The sequence below is a fragment of the Defluviimonas sp. SAOS-178_SWC genome (genome assembly GCF_039830135.1).
Taxonomy (GTDB): domain Bacteria; phylum Pseudomonadota; class Alphaproteobacteria; order Rhodobacterales; family Rhodobacteraceae; genus Albidovulum.
Genome location: NZ_CP156081.1, coordinates 731,259 through 750,987, shown reverse-complemented (window position 1 = coordinate 750,987; position 19,729 = coordinate 731,259). Strand labels below are relative to the sequence as shown.

At 66.9% G+C, this 19,729-nt stretch carries 19 protein-coding genes; 7 read left to right on the top strand and 12 right to left on the bottom strand.

Going from position 1 to position 19,729, the window contains the following annotated elements; translation table 11 throughout:
- Window positions 1-76: 76 nt before the first annotated feature.
- Window positions 77-544 carry a tetratricopeptide repeat protein gene (locus tag V5734_RS04570; RefSeq protein ID WP_347312329.1) on the top strand — a complete coding sequence of 156 codons (468 nt, stop codon included), beginning with the start codon at window positions 77-79 and terminating at the stop codon, window positions 542-544.
- A 476-nt stretch (window positions 545-1,020) separates the two neighbouring features.
- Here V5734_RS04570 and V5734_RS04565 read toward each other — a convergent pair whose 3' ends face one another.
- Entirely contained in the window at window positions 1,021-2,043 is a 1,023-nt protein-coding gene (locus V5734_RS04565) for an aspartate-semialdehyde dehydrogenase (RefSeq protein ID WP_347312328.1), read from the bottom strand.
- Window positions 2,044-2,150: 107 nt separating this feature from the next.
- Complete coding sequence (locus tag V5734_RS04560; RefSeq protein WP_347312327.1) at window positions 2,151-2,786, bottom strand: glycosyltransferase family 29 protein; 636 nt, start codon at window positions 2,784-2,786, stop codon at window positions 2,151-2,153.
- Window positions 2,787-2,920: 134 nt separating this feature from the next.
- Here V5734_RS04560 and V5734_RS04555 point away from each other — a divergent pair, with 134 nt between their 5' ends.
- The 4 genes from V5734_RS04555 (at window position 2,921) to V5734_RS04540 (ending at window position 7,306) form a co-directional block, all read left to right on the top strand.
- On the top strand, window positions 2,921-3,964 hold the full coding sequence (locus V5734_RS04555; RefSeq protein ID WP_347312326.1) for a putative sugar O-methyltransferase: 1,044 nt from the start codon (window positions 2,921-2,923) through the stop codon (window positions 3,962-3,964).
- Between the two features lie 111 nt (window positions 3,965-4,075).
- Window positions 4,076-5,074 (top strand): UDP-N-acetylglucosamine 4,6-dehydratase (inverting), encoded by a 999-nt coding sequence (gene pseB / locus V5734_RS04550; protein ID WP_347312325.1) that lies wholly within the window; start codon window positions 4,076-4,078, stop codon window positions 5,072-5,074.
- Complete coding sequence (gene pseC / locus V5734_RS04545) at window positions 5,074-6,219, top strand: UDP-4-amino-4,6-dideoxy-N-acetyl-beta-L-altrosamine transaminase (protein WP_347312324.1); 1,146 nt, start codon at window positions 5,074-5,076, stop codon at window positions 6,217-6,219. Before pseB ends, pseC begins: the two co-directional genes overlap by 1 nt.
- Window positions 6,209-7,306 carry a hypothetical protein gene (locus V5734_RS04540; RefSeq protein ID WP_347312323.1) on the top strand — a complete coding sequence of 366 codons (1,098 nt, stop codon included), beginning with the start codon at window positions 6,209-6,211 and terminating at the stop codon, window positions 7,304-7,306. Before pseC ends, V5734_RS04540 begins: the two co-directional genes overlap by 11 nt.
- Here V5734_RS04540 and pseI read toward each other — a convergent pair.
- The 4 genes from pseI to V5734_RS04520 form a co-directional block, all read right to left on the bottom strand.
- Entirely contained in the window at window positions 7,297-8,352 is a 1,056-nt protein-coding gene (pseI, locus tag V5734_RS04535; protein ID WP_347312322.1) for a pseudaminic acid synthase, read from the bottom strand. The two genes, V5734_RS04540 and pseI, sit on opposite strands and share 10 nt — an antisense overlap.
- 2 nt (window positions 8,353-8,354) lie before the next feature.
- Window positions 8,355-9,902: a UDP-2,4-diacetamido-2,4,6-trideoxy-beta-L-altropyranose hydrolase gene (pseG, locus tag V5734_RS04530; RefSeq protein ID WP_347312321.1), complete on the bottom strand. Its 1,548-nt coding sequence runs from the start codon at window positions 9,900-9,902 to the stop codon at window positions 8,355-8,357.
- Window positions 9,880-10,590 carry a pseudaminic acid cytidylyltransferase gene (gene pseF, locus V5734_RS04525; protein WP_347312320.1) on the bottom strand — a complete coding sequence of 237 codons (711 nt, stop codon included), beginning with the start codon at window positions 10,588-10,590 and terminating at the stop codon, window positions 9,880-9,882. The genes pseG and pseF overlap by 23 nt, the downstream gene beginning before the upstream one ends.
- A 63-nt stretch (window positions 10,591-10,653) precedes the next feature.
- Window positions 10,654-11,838 (bottom strand): MFS transporter, encoded by a 1,185-nt coding sequence (locus V5734_RS04520; protein ID WP_347312319.1) that lies wholly within the window; start codon window positions 11,836-11,838, stop codon window positions 10,654-10,656.
- A 130-nt stretch (window positions 11,839-11,968) separates the two neighbouring features.
- Here V5734_RS04520 and ade point away from each other — a divergent pair, with 130 nt between their 5' ends.
- Window positions 11,969-13,666, top strand: coding sequence for an adenine deaminase (gene ade, locus V5734_RS04515; RefSeq protein ID WP_347312318.1), 1,698 nt, complete (start codon window positions 11,969-11,971; stop codon window positions 13,664-13,666).
- Here ade and V5734_RS04510 read toward each other — a convergent pair.
- Genes V5734_RS04510 through V5734_RS04500 form a run of 3 tightly spaced genes read right to left on the bottom strand, consistent with a single transcriptional unit; the run spans window position 13,653 to window position 16,755 of the window.
- Window positions 13,653-14,396 carry a maleate cis-trans isomerase family protein gene (locus V5734_RS04510; RefSeq protein ID WP_347312317.1) on the bottom strand — a complete coding sequence of 248 codons (744 nt, stop codon included), beginning with the start codon at window positions 14,394-14,396 and terminating at the stop codon, window positions 13,653-13,655. The genes ade and V5734_RS04510 overlap by 14 nt on opposite strands.
- A gap of 8 nt (window positions 14,397-14,404) precedes the next feature.
- A complete protein-coding gene (locus V5734_RS04505; protein ID WP_347312316.1) occupies window positions 14,405-15,571 on the bottom strand; it encodes a M24 family metallopeptidase in 1,167 nt (388 codons plus the stop codon).
- Window positions 15,568-16,755, bottom strand: coding sequence for a diaminopropionate ammonia-lyase (locus V5734_RS04500; RefSeq protein ID WP_347312315.1), 1,188 nt, complete (start codon window positions 16,753-16,755; stop codon window positions 15,568-15,570). The genes V5734_RS04505 and V5734_RS04500 overlap by 4 nt, the downstream gene beginning before the upstream one ends.
- 174 nt (window positions 16,756-16,929) lie before the next feature.
- On the opposite strand from V5734_RS04500, the gene V5734_RS04495 reads away from it, so the two are divergent.
- Window positions 16,930-17,400, top strand: a complete 471-nt coding sequence (locus tag V5734_RS04495; protein WP_347312314.1) for an Lrp/AsnC family transcriptional regulator — start codon at window positions 16,930-16,932, stop codon at window positions 17,398-17,400.
- 35 nt (window positions 17,401-17,435) lie between these two features.
- Here V5734_RS04495 and V5734_RS04490 read toward each other — a convergent pair whose 3' ends face one another.
- The 3 genes from V5734_RS04490 to V5734_RS04480 are packed head-to-tail and all read right to left on the bottom strand — an operon-like array spanning window position 17,436 to window position 19,650.
- Window positions 17,436-18,239, bottom strand: coding sequence for a substrate-binding domain-containing protein (locus tag V5734_RS04490; protein ID WP_347312313.1), 804 nt, complete (start codon window positions 18,237-18,239; stop codon window positions 17,436-17,438).
- Entirely contained in the window at window positions 18,236-18,952 is a 717-nt protein-coding gene (locus V5734_RS04485; RefSeq protein ID WP_347312312.1) for an ATP-binding cassette domain-containing protein, read from the bottom strand. Before V5734_RS04485 ends, V5734_RS04490 begins: the two co-directional genes overlap by 4 nt.
- Window positions 18,946-19,650, bottom strand: a complete 705-nt coding sequence (locus V5734_RS04480; protein ID WP_347312311.1) for an ABC transporter permease — start codon at window positions 19,648-19,650, stop codon at window positions 18,946-18,948. The genes V5734_RS04485 and V5734_RS04480 overlap by 7 nt, the downstream gene beginning before the upstream one ends.
- Between the last annotated feature and the right edge of the window lie 79 nt (window positions 19,651-19,729).

Here is a 19,729-nt window from a genome sequence, read left to right as displayed (position 1 = left end):
TCACGATCTCCGTAACGTGAGCGCCCGGGAAGAGGGATCGTGGTACTGTCGCACCATCGGATGAAGGAGGCCCCCGATGAAACCGACATTCCGCAAGATTCCGTTCGCCGCCGCCAGTGTCGCGGTCTGCCTCGCCCTCTCCGCCGGTCCCGGCGGCGCGGTCAACAGCGACAGCACCACCCCGGCAAGTCAACCGGGTTACAGCGAGGCGAAGGCGGCCGCCGATGCGGGCCGCTACCCGGCGGCGCTGAAAATTCTCGCAACGGTGGTGAAGGCCGAACCGAGGAACGCCGACGCGCTGAACCTGATGGGCTATTCCAACCGCAAGATGAAACGGTACGAAGAGGCGGCGCGGTACTACGAAGCCGCGCTGAAGGCCAACCCGAAGCATCTCGGCGCGCTGGAATACCAGGGCGAGCTTTTCATCGAGACCGGCGATTTCGTGAAGGCAAAGACGAACCGCGACCGGTTGGCCGCGCTCTGCGGAACCTGCGAGGAACTTGCCGACCTTCAGGCCGCGCTCGCCGCAGCGGGGCAGAGTTGACGGGCCAGGACAGCCGGGCGGATCATCTTCCCGCCCGCTTGATCAACATCGTCGCCCAATTTGCAACGCCCCCGACGCGTTCGATTGCGGCCTAGCGCGAGCCTGAGAACCACTTCGCAAAGGCCAGCACCGCGACCGTTGGCAAGACTGTCCAGAGACCCGACTTCGAAAGAAGGGCCGACAGCCCGAAGTCGATCCAACTTAGGAGAAGGGTCAAGCTTTCCGAATTCATGCCGGCACGCTGCTTGCTGACCTGGACAATGTCAAACAAAAGGGAGCGCCCCCCTGCGGTGCAACACGACACCGCCGGGCACGTCTTTTCCGGTGCTGCAAATTCCCTTTGGAGGTTCAGCCTGGAAAGGCTCCACCAGAGCCTTTCCATATCTGTCCCGTCCGGGCGCGCCCGTTCCAGCCCTTCGCGTGCGCTCCGGGCGTTCGCGGGGAAAAAGGTCCACCAGACCGTTTTCTGATCCCGCTCACCCCTTCTTCAGGCAGCGATTGCCGAGGACTTCGGCGATCTGCACGGCATTCAGGGCGGCGCCCTTGCGCAGGTTGTCGGACACGCACCAGAGGTTCAGGCCGTTTTCCACCGTGCCGTCCTGACGGATGCGGCTGACGAAGGTGGCGTAGTCGCCGACGCATTCGACCGGCGTGACATAGCCGCCGTTCTCACGCTTGTCGACGACCATGACGCCGGGCGCCTCGCGCAGGATGTCGCGGGCCTCGTCTTCGTCGAGGAACTCCTCGAACTCGATGTTCACGGCCTCCGAATGGCCGACGAAGACCGGGACGCGGACGCAGGTCGCCGTGACCTTGATCGACTTGTCGAGGATCTTCTTGGTCTCGGCGACCATCTTCCACTCTTCCTTGGTCTGGCCGTCTTCCATGAAGACGTCGATATGGGGAATGACGTTGAAGGCGATCTGCTTGGTGAACTTCGACGGCGCCACTTCCTGGCCCGGCACGTACATGCCCTTGGTCTGGTCCCAAAGCTCGTCGATGCCTTCCTTGCCCGCGCCCGAGACGGACTGGTAGGTCGAGACGACGACACGCTTGATCTTCGCGCGGTCATGCAGCGGCTTCAGCGCCACGACCATCTGCGCGGTCGAGCAGTTGGGGTTCGCGATGATGTTCTTCTTGGCATAGCCGTCGACCGCCTCGGCATTCACCTCCGGCACGACCAGCGGGATCTCGGGGTCGTAGCGGTAGAGCGAGGAGTTGTCGATCACGACGCAGCCCGCCTTCGCCGCCTTCGGCGCGTAGCTCTTCGTCGCCTCGGACCCCACGGCGAATAGCGCGATGTCCCAGCCGGTGAAGTCGAAGGTGTCGAGGTCCTTGGTCTTGAGAGTCTTGTCGCCGAACGAAACTTCGGTGCCAAGCGACTTGCGGCTGGCAAGCGCGGCGATCTCGTCGACGGGGAATTCCCGCTCGGCGAGGATATTCAGCATTTCGCGGCCCACATTCCCCGTGGCGCCGGCAACAACGACTCTGTAGCCCATTCCGGGGTCTCCTTCAGATAAGGACGGGGCCCCTTATCCGATTGCGCGGCACAGGAAAAGCCCCACGAATGCTGCGCCGCAGAAATTTAGAAGCTGAAACTTGCCGGTCACGTCCCTGCCTGGGTCACGCGCGGGTCGCTTGACATCAGGTCCGCGACGAAACGGCGTTCGGCCGCGAAGTCATGCGGCACCTGATCGGCGCGGCGCGAGCCGGTGAGCGAAAGCGAGGCGAAAAAATCGAACCCGTGAAGCCGGATCGTCGCCGCGTCGCTGGATGCGAGGAGGTCGATCATCATCAGGCCGGTCGTCGGCGGTGCGCCCAACCGGTCGCGCAAGCGGGCCCAATCGGCGAGCGGGTGCAGATAGAAACCGGACGTCGCCGCCACCGGCCACGGCAGACGTTTGCGCTTGTGGCTCATCCACAGGAGCCGTGAGGGATGAAGGCGCGCAAGGTCGTCCGCACCGATCGAGGTCGCGAGCGCCAGCCAGTCGGTACGGCTCCCGTGGGACACGGCATCCGGCATCGGGGCGCGGTTGATGCGGATGACGAGGTCGGCCGCGTCGATCTCGACCCCTTCGGCGCGGGCGGCTAGCGAACGGGCGTTGCCGACAAGCGCGACCCGCTTGCCCCGCAGCTCGTCGAGGAGGCCCCCCCGCCCCACGGACAGTCCTGCAAGACGATCCTCCCGGCGGAGGGCCCGCGCGAGCAGGAACCCGAGTTTCGAAAGCTGTCCGTCCGACACGATCCGCCGCCCTCTCGCATGGCCCCGCCCTCGTTAACACCCCGCAAAGCACGTTGCACCCCCCGCACGGCGGTTGACAGGGAGGGGTCCGGCCTGAATACACCCGAACCTGAGGATCAGCAGAGGGGGCGGCTTTGGACCGGATCGAGGATATTCTCCAACCGATGCTGACGGACATGGAAAGGGCGCCCGGCCTCTACCGTCCGACGAATTTCTGGAACAGCGGCCTGGCGGGCATCATTTCCGACATCGAAAAGCTGGGGATTGAGACCTTCCGCACGCATCCCTCGGCGCGGTTCTTCTACGTTCCTGTGTATTCGTCCAACACCTATGCGCGGTGGTCGAATGTACTCGACCCCGTTCTCTCCAGGCTCCCCGCCCGCAAGGCGAGCCGCTGGCGCACCAGGCTGACGCATTCGGACCGGGCGCGAGCCGATTACCGGCTCTTCCGGGCAACATCCGTCGAAGGAGCGTTCGACGTTGACCGCGCAAGCGAAAGCGACATCGGCGGGGGCGAACGCTTCGCATTCGACGGGAAAAGCTACAGCCGCTCGATGCTGAATTACCTGCGGGCGCTGAACCTTCTGAAGCGCGCGGCACCTGACTTCCGGCCGCAAAGCTGCCTTGAGATCGGCGGCGGCTATGGCACTCTGGGCGAGATCCTTCTCAAGGCCGAAGAAGGCGCGATCTACGTCAATGTCGACATTCCCCCTGTCGCCGCGGTGTCGACCTGGTATCTGTCCAAGGTGTTCGGCGCAGACCGGGTTCTTGCCTATCCCGAGAGCCGGAAGCTGGACCGGATCGACCTCGACGCCCTCAAGGGCCGCTACCGTGCCGTCGTCCTCTGCCCCTGGCAACTGCCACGCCTCTCCGGACAGTTCGACTTGTTTGCCAATTTCATGTCCTTCCAGGAAATGGAACCCGACGTCGTCGCCAACTACGTCGCGAAGGTTCAGCCGCTCACCGGCCGTCATGCCCTGATCCGCAACAGCGCCCACGGCAAGAAGACCGCCAGCAAGGAAGGCGAGGTCGGCGTGATGGAGAAAGTGACGACCGATTTCATCGTCTCCCGCTTCGACGATTTCGACGTGACGGCCCGCGACGCCTTCGTTCATGGCGAGATGTCGGAGGACGGCTCCTACCGCTCCGAAGTCATCGTGCTGTCGCGCCGCGCCTGAGGCCGCGTGGCCGCGGTGGACAAAGCGGATGCGTCGGGCTAGGAACATCGTCGCGCCGCGCGGGGGCCTTCCAGTCCCTGCCGCGCCGGCGAATTTCCAGGGGGCGAGCGCATGCTGACGGGTTCCAAAATTCTTCTGACCGGCGGCACGGGCTCTTTCGGGTCGCAATTCGTGCCGATGACGTTGGCGCGCTATAAGCCCTCACGGATCATCATCTATTCCCGCGACGAGATGAAACAGTGGGAGATGGCGAAGCTCTACGGTCACCTGCCTGAAGTGCGTTTCTTCATCGGCGACGTGCGCGACCGCGAGCGGCTGTACAGGGCGATGGACGGGGTCGATTACGTCGTTCACGCCGCCGCGACCAAGATCGTCCCGACCGCAGAATATAACCCCTTCGAATGTATCAAGACCAACGTCAATGGCGCGATGAACGTCATCGACGCCTGCATCGACAAGGGCGTTAAGCGCTGCGTTGCGCTATCGACCGACAAGGCATCGAGCCCGATCAATCTCTACGGCGCGTCCAAGCTTGCGTCCGACAAGCTCTTCGTCGCCGGCAACTCCTATTCGGGGGCCGACAAGTGCCGCTTTTCCGTGGTGCGGTATGGCAACGTTATGGGCTCGCGCGGGTCGGTCATCCCGCTTTTCCAGTCGCTGAAGGCCACCGGCAAGCTGCCGATCACCGACCCGCGCATGACGCGCTTCATGATCACCCTCGAACAGGGCGTGGAACTGGTCTGGCACGCGATGGAGGACATGGTCGGGGGCGAAATCTACGTGCGCAAGATCCCCTCGATGAAGCTTCCCGATATCGCCCGCGCGGTCGCCCCCGAAGCCGAGCATGACATCGTCGGCATCCGGCCCGGCGAGAAGATGCACGAGCAGATGATCGGGCCGGAGGATGCTGACCACACCTTCGAATACGACGACCATTTCAAGATCATCCCGGCGATCCACAACTGGTCGCGCGATCCGGTGCGGATCAAGGACGGCCGCAAGGTGCCGGAGAACTTCCAGTACGCCTCCGACAACAATTCCGAATGGATGACCGTCGAGGAATTGCAGGCGTGGATGACCAGGAACGCCGACAAGATCGGGACGTTCTGATGATCCCCTACGGCCGGCAGGATATCTCGGACGACGACATCGCTGCCGTCACCGATGTCCTCAAGTCGGACTTCCTCACGCAAGGCCCCGCCGTGCCGCGCTTCGAGGCGTCGCTGCGCGATGCGACGGGCGCGGCCCATGCGGTCGCCGTCAACTCCGCGACGTCGGCGCTGCATATTGCCTGCATGGCGCTTGATCTCGGGCCGGGCGACCGGCTCTGGACGGTGCCGAACACCTTCGTCGCTTCCGCCAATGTCGGCCTTTACTGCGGCGCCGAGGTCGATTTCGTCGATATCGACCCCGAAACCTATGTCATGTGCCCCGACGCGCTCGCCGCAAAGCTGGAACAGGCGGAAGCGTCCGGCAGATTGCCGAAGATTGTCATTCCCGTCCATTTCGCCGGCCAGAGCGCCGACATGGCGGCGATCGGCGCCTTGGCCCACCGCTACAGGTTCCGCGTGATCGAGGACGCCTCGCACGCCATCGGCGCTAGCTACCGCGACCGGCCCGTCGGCGACTGCGCGCATTCGGACATCTGCGTCTTCTCCTTCCACCCGGTCAAGATCGTGACCACGGCGGAGGGAGGTTGCGCCACGACCAACGATCCGGTGCTCGCCCAGCGGATGGAGCTTCACCGCTCCCACGGGGTGACGCGTGAACCTTCGCTGATGGAAGGCGTGTCGGAAGGCGGCTGGTATTACGAACAGGTCGCGCTCGGCTACAACTACCGCATGACGGAGCTTCAGGCCGCGCTTGGCGTGTCGCAGATGACGCGGCTTCAGGAATTCGTGGCCAGGCGGCATGAAGTCGCCCAGCGCTACGACCGGCTTCTCGGCAACCTTGCCGTGACCCGCCCGCGGCAAAGCCCAGACAGCCATTCCGCGCTGCACCTCTACCCCATCCAGGTCGAAGACCGCGCCCGCGTCTTCGCGGACCTGCGGGCGGCGGGCATCGGCGTCAACGTCCATTACATCCCGGTCCACACCCAGCCCTTCTGGCGGAAGCGCGGATTCAGGTGGGGCGATTTCCCGGTGGCGGAAGGCTACTATCGGCGCGCGATCAGCCTGCCGCTCTATCCGGGGCTGACCGAGGCCGATCAGGACAGGGTCGTAGCCGCGCTCTCCGAGGCGCTCGATGGCCGCTAAGCCCCGTCTTCTCGCCTATCTGAACGGGATGCCGGATTTCGAAAGCACGTACCCCGTGCTCGCACGGCTGCACCTGCGCGGAAAGGTCGAGGTCAGGGCACTCGTCTATTCCAAGCTCTTGCGCAAGGAGCGCCGGCTTTCCGGCGTCTTCGAAAAGGAAGGGTTCGCGCCAGAGCCCGCCTCGAAACTGCGGATGAAGCTGCTGTTCCAGCGCGACATTCGCGACGCCGACGCCGTCCTGACCATCGCCGACCCGCTCTGGGACACGACCACGCGCAAGCAGCGCGGGACCTACATGCGCAGGATCGGCCAGCAGTCGGTCTTCCTCCAGCATGGCGCCTACCAGGTGGGCGTGAATGCCCGCAAGATCGACGAGCCGATGGAGTACTATTCCCAGCAGCTTTTGTTCTGGGAGCCGTTGGGCGACAACCGAGCGCTTTTCACCCCCGAAACGGCCGGGCGGGTGGAGGTCGTCGGGTTTTCGAAGAAGAACATCCTGCCGGGCGCGCGCTGGGGTCAGGAGGTCAGCGACTGGGTCGCGCGCTACCCGAAACGGCTTCTCGTCTGCCAGTCGTTCCGCTGGGGCGAAGGGCGCTACACCAAGGACCATATCGGCCATTTCTACGACCTGATGGACAAGGCCCTGACGCGGCATCCCGATCTTGGCATCATCATCCGGTCACATCGCGGCAAGGTTCGCAAGAACCACCGGAGCCATGACCGGGATCTGGCGCGCAAGCACCCGAACGTGATGTTCTCGCACTACTATTCCGGGCCGCTCGCAAAGGCGACGATCCACGACGCGATCGATCTTGCCCATGCGATGGTCTCGCCGACCTCGACCACGGTCCTCGATTGCATCTATTCCGGCAAACCGGCGGCCGTCTTCGCCGAGAACCTGCCGCTTTTCGCGGAACTGCCGCAGATCGGCGACCTTCCGGGCCTCGAAGCCTTTATCGACGGGATCGGTCGGCCCGACCCCGTCTATGACGAAGTCCGCGCCCGTTTCGGCGATCTTGACGGCAATCTCGACCGCGCGGCCGAGGCCATCGAACACCGCATGTTGGCCCGCGCCGCTCAGTCCTGAGCGATCATGCCCCAGTTGAGCGGCTCGCCGCGCGTGAGCGCGCGCGCGGCGCGGCGGCCGAGGATCGCCGGCAAATGCTTCGGCGCCAGGCCAAGGCCGGGCCGGACGGACCGCACATTGGCCTCGGTCAGGACCTCGCCCGCCGCGACGTCGGCAGTCACGTAAAGCGAGCGGCGGAACTGTGCGTTCGCGCCGCCGACGCCGGCCCGATCATGGCGCGCAGGCCCAAGCGCCGCATGCGCCATCCGGCAATCCTCCACCAGGTGGCGGAACTCGTCCGGCTCCAACGAGAACTCCGCGTCCGGCCCGCCATCGGCGCGGGCGAGCGTCAGGTGCTTTTCGATGATGCACGCGCCCCTGGCGATCGCCGCCACGGCCACGGCGGAGCCCAGCGTATGATCCGACAGGCCGACAGGAACACCGAAGGCCGCGCGCAGCGTCCCGATGGTGCCGAGGCGCATCTCCTCGGGCTTCGCCGGATAGGCCGAGATGCAGTGCAGTAGCGCGAATCCATCGGCGCCGCCTTCACGTGCCGCCCGGCACGCCTCTTCGATCTCGCCATAATCCGCGATGCCGGTGGACATGATGAGAGGCTTGCACTCGGCCGCCGCCTTGCGGATCAGCGGCGTGTCGACAAGTTCGAAGGACGCGATCTTGTAGGCGGGTGCGTCGAGCTTGGCGAGGAAATCGACGGCCGTCGGATCGAAGGGCGAGGAAAAGCAGTGCAGGCCGTGATCCCGCGCCCGGGCGAAAAGCGCCCCGTGCCAGTCCCACGGCGTGGAGGCTTCCTGATAAAGCTCGTGCAGGCTCCGCCCGTCCCAAAGCCCGCCCAAGATCCGGAATTCGGGCCGGTCGACATCCAGCGTGATCGTGTCGGCGGTGTAGGTCTGCAGCTTCACCGCATCCGCCCCGGTCGCCGCGGCCGCGTCGACAAGCGCCAGTGCCCGGTTCAGATCGCCGTTGTGGTTGCCTGACAGTTCCGCGATCACATAGGGGGAATGCTCCGACCCGATCGGGCGGCCCGCGATGGCGAACGTCTCCGTCATGGCTAGTGTCCTTCCTCTGGCAGGCCCATCCGCCCCCGCACATCGCATCTGTCTGCCACGAAGACAAGCACGCCCGCATCCGGTTCGCTCACGCAACGGAACCCCAGCCGCCGGTGAAGCGCCTCGGACGCCGCGTTGCCAGGAACGACCTCGGCACGGATCGCGCGCACGGATGGCTGCGCGAACAGCCTGCGAAGGAACGCGGCCGTCATGCGCCCGCCCGCCCCTTTTGGCGCATCCGCTTCGCCGATGTAAAAGCTCCACTGCCAAGTGCCGTCACCGGTGTCGCGGGCGCTCGCATGGCCAAGATCGCGGCCACCTTCGGCATAGATCAGCCACTCCCCGTCCGTCCGGCGGGTCATGGCCCGCACCCATTCCACGTGCTTCGCCCAATCCAGCTCGTCGCGGTTGAGGCTGACGGCGCGGATCTCGGGCCGGTTCCGCCAGTCGAAGAGAAGACGCGCATCCGCCTCGGTCACGGGACGGAAGCGGCCCTCCAGCGCGTCGAGAACGCGCGCCGCGCCCTGACCGTCGCACAGCCTCGCGGCGGCCACCGACAGGTTCTGCGCGGTCTCGATGGCATGGCCGATCGCGCGCGTCAGCGCGCCGGGCATTCGGGCATCCTCCAGTCCCATCGCGACAACGGCCCCAGCCTCCGACAGGCCGCGAAGCCCGGGGCGCTGGTTGTCCGCGACGGCGACCGCCACCGTCGGCAACCCCAGGCAGCAGCGTTCCCAACCGGTCATTCCGCCCGCGCCGATACAAAGGTCGGCCCGCGTCATCAGCCCGGCCATATCGGTCGCGTCGAGATGCAGCGCCGCGCCCTCGCGCCCCGCGATCCGGGTCGCCACGGCGCCGCAACTCTGGCTTTCGGCGCCCATCACGACATCGACAGACAGTTCCGGCCGCCCTTTCAGCGCATCGAGCGCAAGCGGCGCGAGCCCCGCCGCGTCGGCAAGCCCCGGCGCGATCAGAACCCGCCGCACCGGCTGGCCGCGCCGGCTGAGCGCGGCGGGCCGCGCTGCGGCGAATTCGGGCCTGAGAAGCGCATAGTCCGGGCCAGTGAGGTTCGCCAGACCGGAATGCCGCCGCGACCCGCCGCCCATGCGGGTCTGGTCCAGAACAAGATCCGCGCCGAGCGCCCGATCATCGAGGTCATCGATCGCCAGAACCCTCAGTTCCGGCATCGCCGCGCGAACCCTGCCGGTCCACCGCGCGTCGAGGCCATAGTGATCGACGACGAGCCAGTCCGCGCCTTGACCGGCCACGGCGGCGGCCGTGACGGCGGCATCCTCCTCCCACGGGGTCACGAGCCAGCCGGCATGGGCCGGCGCCTCCGGATCGGCGGAGGGGTCGTGCGCCCTCGGCTCGATTCCGGCGACGGTGAACCCCTCCGCCGAGATGCGCCCGGCAAAGGAGCCGGCCCCGACCGCCGTGACGAATGCCACCTCGTGCCCCCGGCCCCGCGCGGCCCGGGCCATGGTGAGGCAGCGCATGACGTGACCGCCGCCGATCGTCGGGTTGCCGTCAGCCCTGATCGTGATCCGCATCGCCGCCAAGTCCCAGAAGCGTGAACATCCTCTCCGCCAGGCGCCAGTCGTTCTCGGTGTCGATGTCGATGCAGCGCTCGGCCGGCAAGAGAATTCCCGCCGCGCCGTTCCAGACCCGCGCGGCGGGATCGGACCAGGTCGCCGCCCGCGCCCAGTAGAACTGCCCGGCATCGAAGAAGGCGGGCTCAAGGTCCTGGGACCGCATCGGCATCTTGGCCGGATCGCGCGCGACGAGACGGTCGCCGTCGCGCCGGTAGGCACGCTCGATGGGCGTGCGGTATTCGCCGACCGACAGCACCCATTTCGCCCCCGCATCGAGCTTTTCGCGACCCGCCCTTAGATCTTCGGCGGTGACGAAAAAGGCCGTGGGGTAAAGGCAGCAAACCGCCGTGTCGGGGGCAAGCCGCAACCGTTCGGCCGCGTCGCGGATCACTTCGGTCGTGCCCGTATGATCATCGGCAAGCGCCGGATCCCGCAGGAAAGGCACTTCGGCGCCCAAGGCCCGCGCGGCACCTGCAATCTCCGCGTCGTCGGTCGTTACCACGATCCGCGCGAAACAGCCGCTGGCACGCGCCGCGGCGATTGCCCAGGCCATGGCCGGTCGCCCGGCGAAATCCCGGATGTTCTTGCGCGGGATGCGCTTTGATCCGCCTCGGGCGGGCAGGATCGCTACGGAAGTTTCGGCCATCGGGTCTCCTTTCGCCGCCGGGGGCAGGATGCCGCGCATCCGAAGGCAAAGTCCACGCGTGTTTCAACTCACGCTATCGCGGCTGAAGAGATAGAGGACGAGGCCGATCAGAAGCGGGACGAGAAAGAAGGCGAAGAGCGCGGCAAACGGCGCCTCTGCCGTCGTGGCCCCTTCGGCCATCGCGCGGTGGAACCGCCCCGACGCGAATTGCAGGATGCCGGCGCCGCCGATGCCGAACATGTTGAGAAAGGTCACCCCGCGTCCGACGAGATGGGGCGGGAAGAACGACCGTCCATGCGCCATGATCGCCGGATAGGACGAGCCGAAGAGCCCGAGTGCGGCGAGAAGCGCCGTCGCGCTCCAGAAGCCCGAAGCCGGCCAGAATGCCAGGACGCCGAGGCAGGCCGCGCCAAGCGCATTGCCCCAGAAGACAACCCATTTCCGCGTTCGGAAGATCCGGTCGAGGGGCCCGTAGGCGAAGTTTCCCGCGACCATCGCAAGCGCCATCACGAGCGTCGCCCGCCCGATGGCAAGCGCGTCCGATCCGAAGACCGAGGCAAGGTATGGCCCGGCCCAGAGCCCGCGGATCGCGGCGGCCGGGGCATAGGCCACGGCCATCAGGAGCAGGATCGCCCAGAGGCCCGGAATCCTCAGAAGGTCGAGGATCGACCCGTGTCCGGTTTCCGGCGCCACCACCCGCTCCGGATCGCGGACGAAGATCCAGAGCGCAAGGGCCACGAGGATTGTCACGGCGGCGAGGCCGAAGAGCGTTTCGCGCCAGCCTGCAAGCTCCACCAGCCACGCGAGCGGCGCCGCGCCGGCGATATTGCCAAGCGAACCCGCGCCGATGATCGCGCCGGCGAGGGTGCCGAAGACCGCGGGCGAATAGACCCGCGCAAAGATGTAGTAGGACGCCATCAGAACCGGCGAGCAGCCGACCCCGATCAGCGCCATCGCCAGGTGCACCGCGCCCGGTCCCTGGGCGAGCGCAAAGACCAGCGCTCCGCCGCCGCCACCGAAGGCAAGAAGGACGGAGGCCGTCAGCCGCGGCCCGATCCGGTCGAGGGCGCCGCCGACGGGCATCTGCATCACCGCGAACACCAGGAACCAGATCCCGGACGAGAGCGCGAGGTCGCCGGCGGTTGCGCCGATCTCGGCCCCCAGGACCGGCGACAGGACCGCGAGGAAGGCACGGTAGAACTGGCTGAGCACATAGCCCGCCACCAGAAATGCCAGTCCCGCCCGCATGCTGCCCTCCGCCCGGTCGGCGCGACCCTGCGGCAGATTGCGGGGGCATGCAAGGGTGCGGGCCATTGAACTGCCCGCGCCGCTGGAGGAGAGTATCGGGGAGTTGACCGAAGACCTCCGGAGGCGCGCCATGGCGGAACTGGAACAGCGGATTGCCCAGGGACGAGGGGATGAGCCTGCCGACCTCGTCCTGCGCGGGGGGCGCGTTTTCGATGTCGTGACGGGCGCGATGATCGACGGCGACGTCGCGGCCTGCAAAGACACGATCGTCGGCATCGGCGCCGATTACGAGGGGCGCGAGGTGATCGACGTCACGGGCCTAACGCTTGTCCCCGGCTTCATCGACACGCACCTGCATATCGAAAGCTCGCTTGTCACGCCCTACGAGTTCGACCGCTGTGTCGCACCGCGCGGCGTCACCACGGCGATCTGCGATCCGCACGAGATCGCCAATGTCATCGGGCTGGACGGCATCCGCTATTTCCAGGAGGCGGCAAGCCATACGGTCATGGATATCCGGGTCCAGCTCTCCTCCTGCGTGCCCTCGACCGAGATGGAGACGGCGGGCGCCCGGATCGACGCCGAGGATCTGGCGAAGGTGATGGGGCACGAGACCGGGATCGGGCTGGCCGAGTTCATGAACTATCCCGGCGTGATCCACCGCGATCCCGGCGCGATGGCGAAGCTCAGGCTCTTCGAGGGCGGCCATGTCGACGGCCACTCTCCGCAGCTTTCGGGCCGTGACCTCAACGCCTATATCGCCGCCGGCATCCGCACCGAGCACGAGGCGACGACCGCCAGGGAGGCGCTGGAGAAGCTTCGCAAGGGAATGCGGATCCTCATCCGCGAAGGCTCCGTCTCCAAGGATCTCGACGCATTGCAGCCGGTTCTGACCGAGGCGGTGTCGGCCTATATGTGCCTTTGTACCGACGACCGGAATCCCCTCGACATCGCAGAGCATGGTCATCTCGACTACATGATCCGCCGGCTGATCGCGCTCGGCACCTCACCGCTTGCCGCCTATCGGGCGGCGTCGCTGTCGGGGGCGGAGGCCTTCGGGCTGAAGGATCGCGGCCAGATCGCGCCGGGCAAGCGGGCCGACATCGTCGCGGTGGACAGCCTGGAGGGCTGCCATGCGCAACTCGTGCTCTGTGCCGGGAAACGGGTGGACGCCGGCGCTTTCGCGGCGCGCAGGGTGATCCCGCCGGTCGGGCGGCAGTCCGTGAAGGCGCCGCGTGTGCGGCCGGAGGATTTCCGCGCCCGCGCCAACCGGGCGGAGACGGATGTCATCGGCATCCTCGAAGGCAAGATCATCACCGAACATCTGCGCGAAGACATCGCCATCGTCGTCGGCGATAAACGTCCCGATCCCGACCGCGACCTGATGCGCATCGCGGTGGTAGAGCGGCACGGCAAGAACGGCAACATCGCCACCGGATTCGTCAAGGGGTTCGGGATCAAGGCCGGCGCCATCGCCTCGACCGTCTGCCACGATCACCACAACATCGCCGTCGTAGGGGCCGACTATGCCGACATGGCGCTGGCGGCGAACCGGTTGTCGGAGATCGAGGGCGGCTTCGTCGTCGCGAAAGGCGGCGAGGTGCTGGCTGAACTGGCCCTGCCGGTCGCGGGGCTGATGAGCCTTGAGCCGTTCGAGATCGTGCGCGACCGGCTGGTGACCCTGCGCGCCGCGGCCCGAAGCCTTGGCGTGACGCTGGAGGAGCCGTTCCTGCAACTCGCCTTCCTCGCCCTGCCGGTGATCCCGGCGTTGAAGATCACCGACCGGGGCATGGTGGACGTCGAGAGGTTCGAGATCATTCCGGGCTGAAGAGCGCGATCCGCGGCGCGGTGTCGGAGCGGATGCCGGCCGCGCGCATCATCTGCCACGCAAGCGCGAGGTTCGAGGAGAGAACCGGTCGGCCGATCCGTCGCTCCGCTTCCTCGGCGATGCCGGCGACCCGGAGGTTGGTGCAGGAAACGAAGACCGCGTCCGCGGGCGCCATCGCGGCGACCTTTTCGATGGCGGCGAGCGTCGCCTCGGGCGTGATCCGCGCCACGACGCGGTCGTCACTTTCCATGAAGGAGCCGAAGCCGGCGATCTCGAAGCCGTTCGCTTCCAGAAGCCGCCGCATCGCGGCCGAGACGCTTTCGACATAGGGCGACACGAAGCCGATCCGGCGGGCACCAAGGTGGCGCGCAGCCGCCATCACCGCGCTGACCGGGTCGGCGACTTGCGCCCCTGGCCGAACTGATTGCACTGCCCGCGCGACCCCCTCGGGCCCGATCACGGTGGCGCCGGACGTGCAGCCATAGCCGATCACGTCGAAGTCGATCTCGGGCAGAGTCGACACCGCCGCCGGCAGGGCCCGTTCCATCGCGGCGAGGGTTTCGGGCGTCACCTTGGGCGGCATCGCGATCCGGCTGTGATAGAGCGCCACGCCATCGCGCGGCAGGATGGCGCGCAGCTCATTCTCCAGCGTTTCGTCGGCAGGCAGGACGATGAGGCCGAACGTGGCGCGCCGGCCCATCCCCGCATCCGTATCGAACGGCAGTTTCATGACGCCCCTCAGCGGATGACCGGCAGCTCCGCCGACGCGCGCGCGGACAGAAGCCGGGGGGCGCCGGAGGTCACGACGATGTTCTCCTCGTGCACCATGATCCGGCCGTCGCCATAGCTCAAGGACGGCTCCAGCGTCAGAACCATGTTCTCTTCCAGCACCGTTTCGTCGAAAGCGGCATGCGACGGCCACTCGGTCAGTTGCATGCCGAGCCCGTGTCCGAGCCGCCCGACATCGCCGGGGCCGGTGTCGTATTCGGCGATGACGGCGCGCATTGCGGCGAAAAGATCGCGGCTGGTGGCGCCGGGCCGGGCGGCCGCCATCCCCGCCTCGGTCGCTCGGTAGAGCACTTCGTGGGCGCGGCGCGCGGCGTCGGAGGCGGGGCCGATCGCCCAGTTGCGGTCGAAGTCGCAGAAATAGCCGTCGAAGACCGAACCGGTGTCGAGCATCAGCACGTCGCCCGCGCGCAGGGGTCGCGCAACGGGGGGTGAGATCACGTCGTGATAGCCGCCCTGATCGGCGCCGCCGACAAGGTAGGGCACGTCGTCGGCACCTTCGTCGAGGCAGGTGCGGCGGAAGGCGCGGAAGACCTCGTCAAGCGGCCGGCCTTCGGTCGCGAATTCGGGAACCCGGGCGAAGGTGCGGGACGCGACACCGCAGATATGCGCGATCTTCTCGATTTCGGCGGGCGACTTGACCATGCGAAGGGCGCGGACGATCCCCGTCGCATCCACGATGCCGAGGCCCGGCAGGCCCGCGATCAGCCGTTCGTAGTCGGCAAGCGGCATCCGCAAGTGCGTCTCATGCCCTTTCAGCAGGCCGATTCGCGCACCCCGACGGGCATGGGGCGCCAACAGATCGATGAGCAGGCTGATCCCGTCGTCGCCCGGCTGCGGCGCCGGCCAGGTGCGGATGTCCTCGATCCAGGTCCGGCGCATCAAATCGGCGCCGATCTCGGGGATCACCGCAACGGGCTTGCCCTCGGTCGGCACGAACAGGAACCACGGCCGTGTCGGACTTTGCCAGAATAGCGTCTGGAAACCGCTGAAATAGCGGATCTCCGCCTCGGTGGTCAGCAGTATCCCGGCGAGGCCGGCCCCGGCCATGAGAGCCTGCGCCCGTGCAAGGCGACCCGCGTATTCCGCAACCGGAAAGCCCCGCGCCGGGACGGTCATCGCGCCGCCCCGGCCATGATCCGGGCGTAGATCGCCCGGTCGGTGACGCCTTCGGAACCGATCACCAGGGCGACGCTGTCGGGGCCGAGGTCGAGCTTGCCCTGCCAGTCGGCATCACCGGCTGCGGCGATCAGCGCGGCAAGGCCGGCAACCGCGGATTCACCTGCCGCGATGGCGGCGTCCCCGCCTTCGGGCCTTGCCAGAAGCCGCATCGTGGGGCCGACGAAGTCGTCGGGGATGGTGACGAAATCGCGCGCCTCTTCGGCGAGGATCTCCCAGGCGAGCGCGGAGGGTTCGCCGCAGGAGAGGCCGGCCATCACGGTTTCCTCATGGATCTCCACCGGAGTCGCGGCACCGGCGCGGGCACTTGCGAAAAGGCAAGGGGCGAGGTCGGGTTCCACGATCACGACGCGGGGGGCGTTCGCGCCCCAATGCTGGCGGAACGCGGCGGCGATGGCGGCGGCAAGTCCGCCGACGCCACCTTGCAGAAGGACATGGCTGGGCGGCGTGGCTAGCGCATCCGCGATCTCGCGCGCCATGACGCCGTAGCCCGCCATCACGTCGCGCGGCGGGTCGGTGTAGCCCTCCCACGAGGTGTCGGAGACGACGAACCAGCCATTCGCGTCGGCATCCTCCCGCGTTCGGCGGACCGAGGCGTCGTAGTCGCCGTCGACGACCGTCACGGTCGCCCCGTAGCCCTCCATCGCCGCGATCCGGCCGGGGCTCACATCGCGGTGGACATAGATCCGGCATGGCGCGCCGAACATCCGCGCGCCCCAGGCGAGAGAGCGGCCGTGATTGCCGTCGGTGGCAGAGGCGAGGGTGATCTTCGCCGCGTCGGACGCCAATGCACCCGAACGCAGATCGGCCGGCGTGATATCGCGCCCGAGCCGTTTGGAAAGTTCGCGGGAGAGGAGCCGCGCCGCCGCATAGGCGCCGCCGAGCGCCTTGAAGCTGCCAAGCCCGAAGCGCGGCCCCTCGTTCTTGTAGAGAACCCCGCCGATCCCGAGCGACCCGGCCAGCGCGTCGAGGCGGTAAAGCGGCGTCGGTGCGTAGCCGGGCCAGGCGGTGATCTCGGCCACGGCCCGGGCGAAGTCATCCGGGCTCAGCACCGTTGCATGGGCGGCACCGCCTTTGGCGGGTCGGTTGACGTGCCGCATTCGGGCAGGGTCCAGCCGGGTCATCGCGCGTCACCTCATCGTTCTTGATCGCTCCGGCAAGACATAGCGCGGGCTGGCGTCTGATTTTGGTCATTGAATGGCAAGAGTGTTACGAAATTCACCGAAGATCGGCCTCCGGGGGTGCAATTTCTGCCAGAGGGGCGCAAGCTCGATCAGATTGCCTGCGGAGATGCCCCCATGCCCACCGACCTCGATGCCTTCGACCTCAGGCTTCTCGGCCTCTTGCAGGAGAATTGCCGCCAGACGGCGGAACAGCTTTCCGACCGGCTCGGCCTCTCGCCCGCTGCCGTGCAGAAGCGGGTGAAGAAGCTGCGCGATACCGGCGTGATCGAAACCGAGATCGCCGTCGTCGCACCCGGCGCGGCCGGGCGGGCGATGACCATCATTGTCGAGGTGACGATGGAGCGGGAAAATCTTGGCGTGCTCGACAGTTTCAAGCGGCGGATGCGCGCCTCACCGCTGGTGCAGCAATGCTACTACACGACCGGCGAGGCGGATTTCACCCTGATCCTCGTCGTACGCGACATCCAGGAATATCAGGCCTTCACCGAGGAAAACTTTTTCGGCACGCCGGAGGTCAGCAAGTTCAAGACCTCGATCGTGATGGACCGGGTGAAGGTCGGGCTTGGCGTCAGCCTCGATGGCTGACGGGGCCGGCCCGCCCGAGGCGGGCCGGCGGGCAATCACATCGGCTGGGCGTTGAAGGTGAAAAGCTGCTGGCCGGCGATCGTGTAGCCCTCGATCAGCGCCTTGGCGGTGTCGCTGGTCAGCCACTCCTCGAGCGCCTTCGCGGCATCGGCCTTCACATGCGGATGCTTTTCGGGGTTCACCGGCAGATAGGCATACTGGTTGAAGAGCGCGGGGTCGCCTTCGAAAAGCAGCGCGAGATCGGCCTTGTTGCCGAAGTTCAGCCAGCTCGCCCGGTCGGCGAAGATATAGGCGTTCATCCCGGCCGCGGTATTCAGCGCCGCGCCCATGCCCTGACCGACAGCCTTGTACCAGTCGCCTTCGGGCGCAACGCCGGCGGCGGCCCAGATCGCAAGTTCGGCCTTATGGGTGCCGCTGTCGTCGCCACGGCTGACGAAAGGTGCCTGGGCGTTGGCAATGGAGGCGAAAGCCTCGCTCGCCTTGGTCGCGGCCTTCGCCCCGGCCGGATCGCCGGACGGGCCGACGACGATGAAGTCGTTATACATGATCTCGCGCCGGTGCGTGGCCTCGCCATCGGCGATGAACTTCTCCTCGGCGGCGCGGGCATGGACGAGGACTGCATCGACATCGCCGGCCGCGCCAAGCTTCAGTGCCTGGCCGGTGCCGACGACGAGAAGCTCGACCGTGATGCCGGTGTCCTTCTCGATCTGCGGCAGCAGGATCTCGGCCAGACCGGAATTCGCGAAGGAGGTGGTCACAGCCATCTTCATCTCCTCGGCGCCGGCGACGGTGGCCAGCCAGACGGCTGAGCATGCCGAAAGCAGTGTATTGAGTCTCATGGCAGAAGGTCTCCGTTGATATGGGCCGTTGCCTCCGGCGTTCCGGGCCCGGAAAAGAACGCGTCACCGCGGCCGGTCTCAATGACCCGGCCGTCGTGGAGGAAGAGGATGTCATCGGCGAGGCGGCGGGCCTGTCCGATGTTGTGTGTCGACATCACGATCCGCGTGCCGGCATCGCGGGTGCGGGTCAGGATCGCCTCGATCTCGGCCATCGAATGCATGTCGAGATTGGCGCAGGGTTCATCGAGGAAGAGCACTTCGGGCGCGCGGATCAGGGCCCGGGCCAGCGCCATCTTCTGCCGCTCGCCGCCGGAAAGGACATTGGCCGGCACATCGCACCTCGCGGTGAGCCCGACCGAGGCGGCGAGTTCGGCCGCGCGGTCGCGGGCGCGCCGCCGGTCGATACCGTCGAGCCGCAACGGATAGGCGATGCAATCGAGAACCGAACGACGCATCAGGGCCGGGGTCTGGAAGACGAAGGCCTGCCGCGCGCGGACGCGGTCCGGGTCGCCGTTCCAGCGGGCCTTGCCGGCGTTGATCCACTCCAACCCGTGCATCGTCCTGAGGAGCGAGGTCTTGCCGCTGCCGTTCGGGCCGAGAACGATGGTGATCCCGTCGCCGTCGAGGGTCAGCGAGACCGGGCCGAGGATGCGCTTGCCGCCGCGCCGCAGCTCGACCCGGTCAAGGGTCAGGGGCAGGATCGGGCTTACCATCGGCTGCCCCTTTCGGTGCCCGACAGGATATGCAGCGCGAGGTTCACGGCGATGGCGAGCGCGATCAGGACGAAGCCGAGCGCGAGGGCCAGCGCGAAGTCACCCTTGCCCGTTTCAAGCGCGATGGCCGTCGTCAGCACCCGCGTTGCATGGTCGATATTGCCACCGACGATCATGATCGCACCGACCTCGCCGATCGCGCGCCCGAAGCCGGCGAGCGCCGCGGTCATCAAGGCCCGCCGCCCGTCCCAGAGGAGCGTCGCGATTCGCTGCCCTCGGCTGGCATGGAGCGAGATCAGAAGGTCATGGTAGTCGGCCCAGAGCTCCCTTATCGCCTGATGCGAGATCGAGGCGATGATCGGGGTGATGATGATCACCTGCGCGATGATCATCGCGGTCGGGGTGAAGAGAAGCCCGAGCACGCCGAGCGGGCCGGCCCGCGAGAGGACCACATAGACCATGAGTCCGACAACGACCGGCGGCAGCCCCATGAGCGCGTTGAGAAGCGCGATGACGTAGCGGCGGAGCCAGAACCGGTTGACCGCGATCCAGGCACCCAGCGGCAGGCCGATCGCCGAGGCGATGATCGTCGCCGACACCGTGACCTGAAGCGAGCGGAGCGTGATCTCCACAAGGCCGGCGTCGAGCGTCACGACAAGGCGCGCCGCCTGGGAAAGGCCTTGATAGATATCGTTCATTTCCTGCCCGTTCCTTCGCGCCCGGCCATCCATATGAGGACGAGGTCGCGGTGGAAATGGACAATATGACCAACGGAGC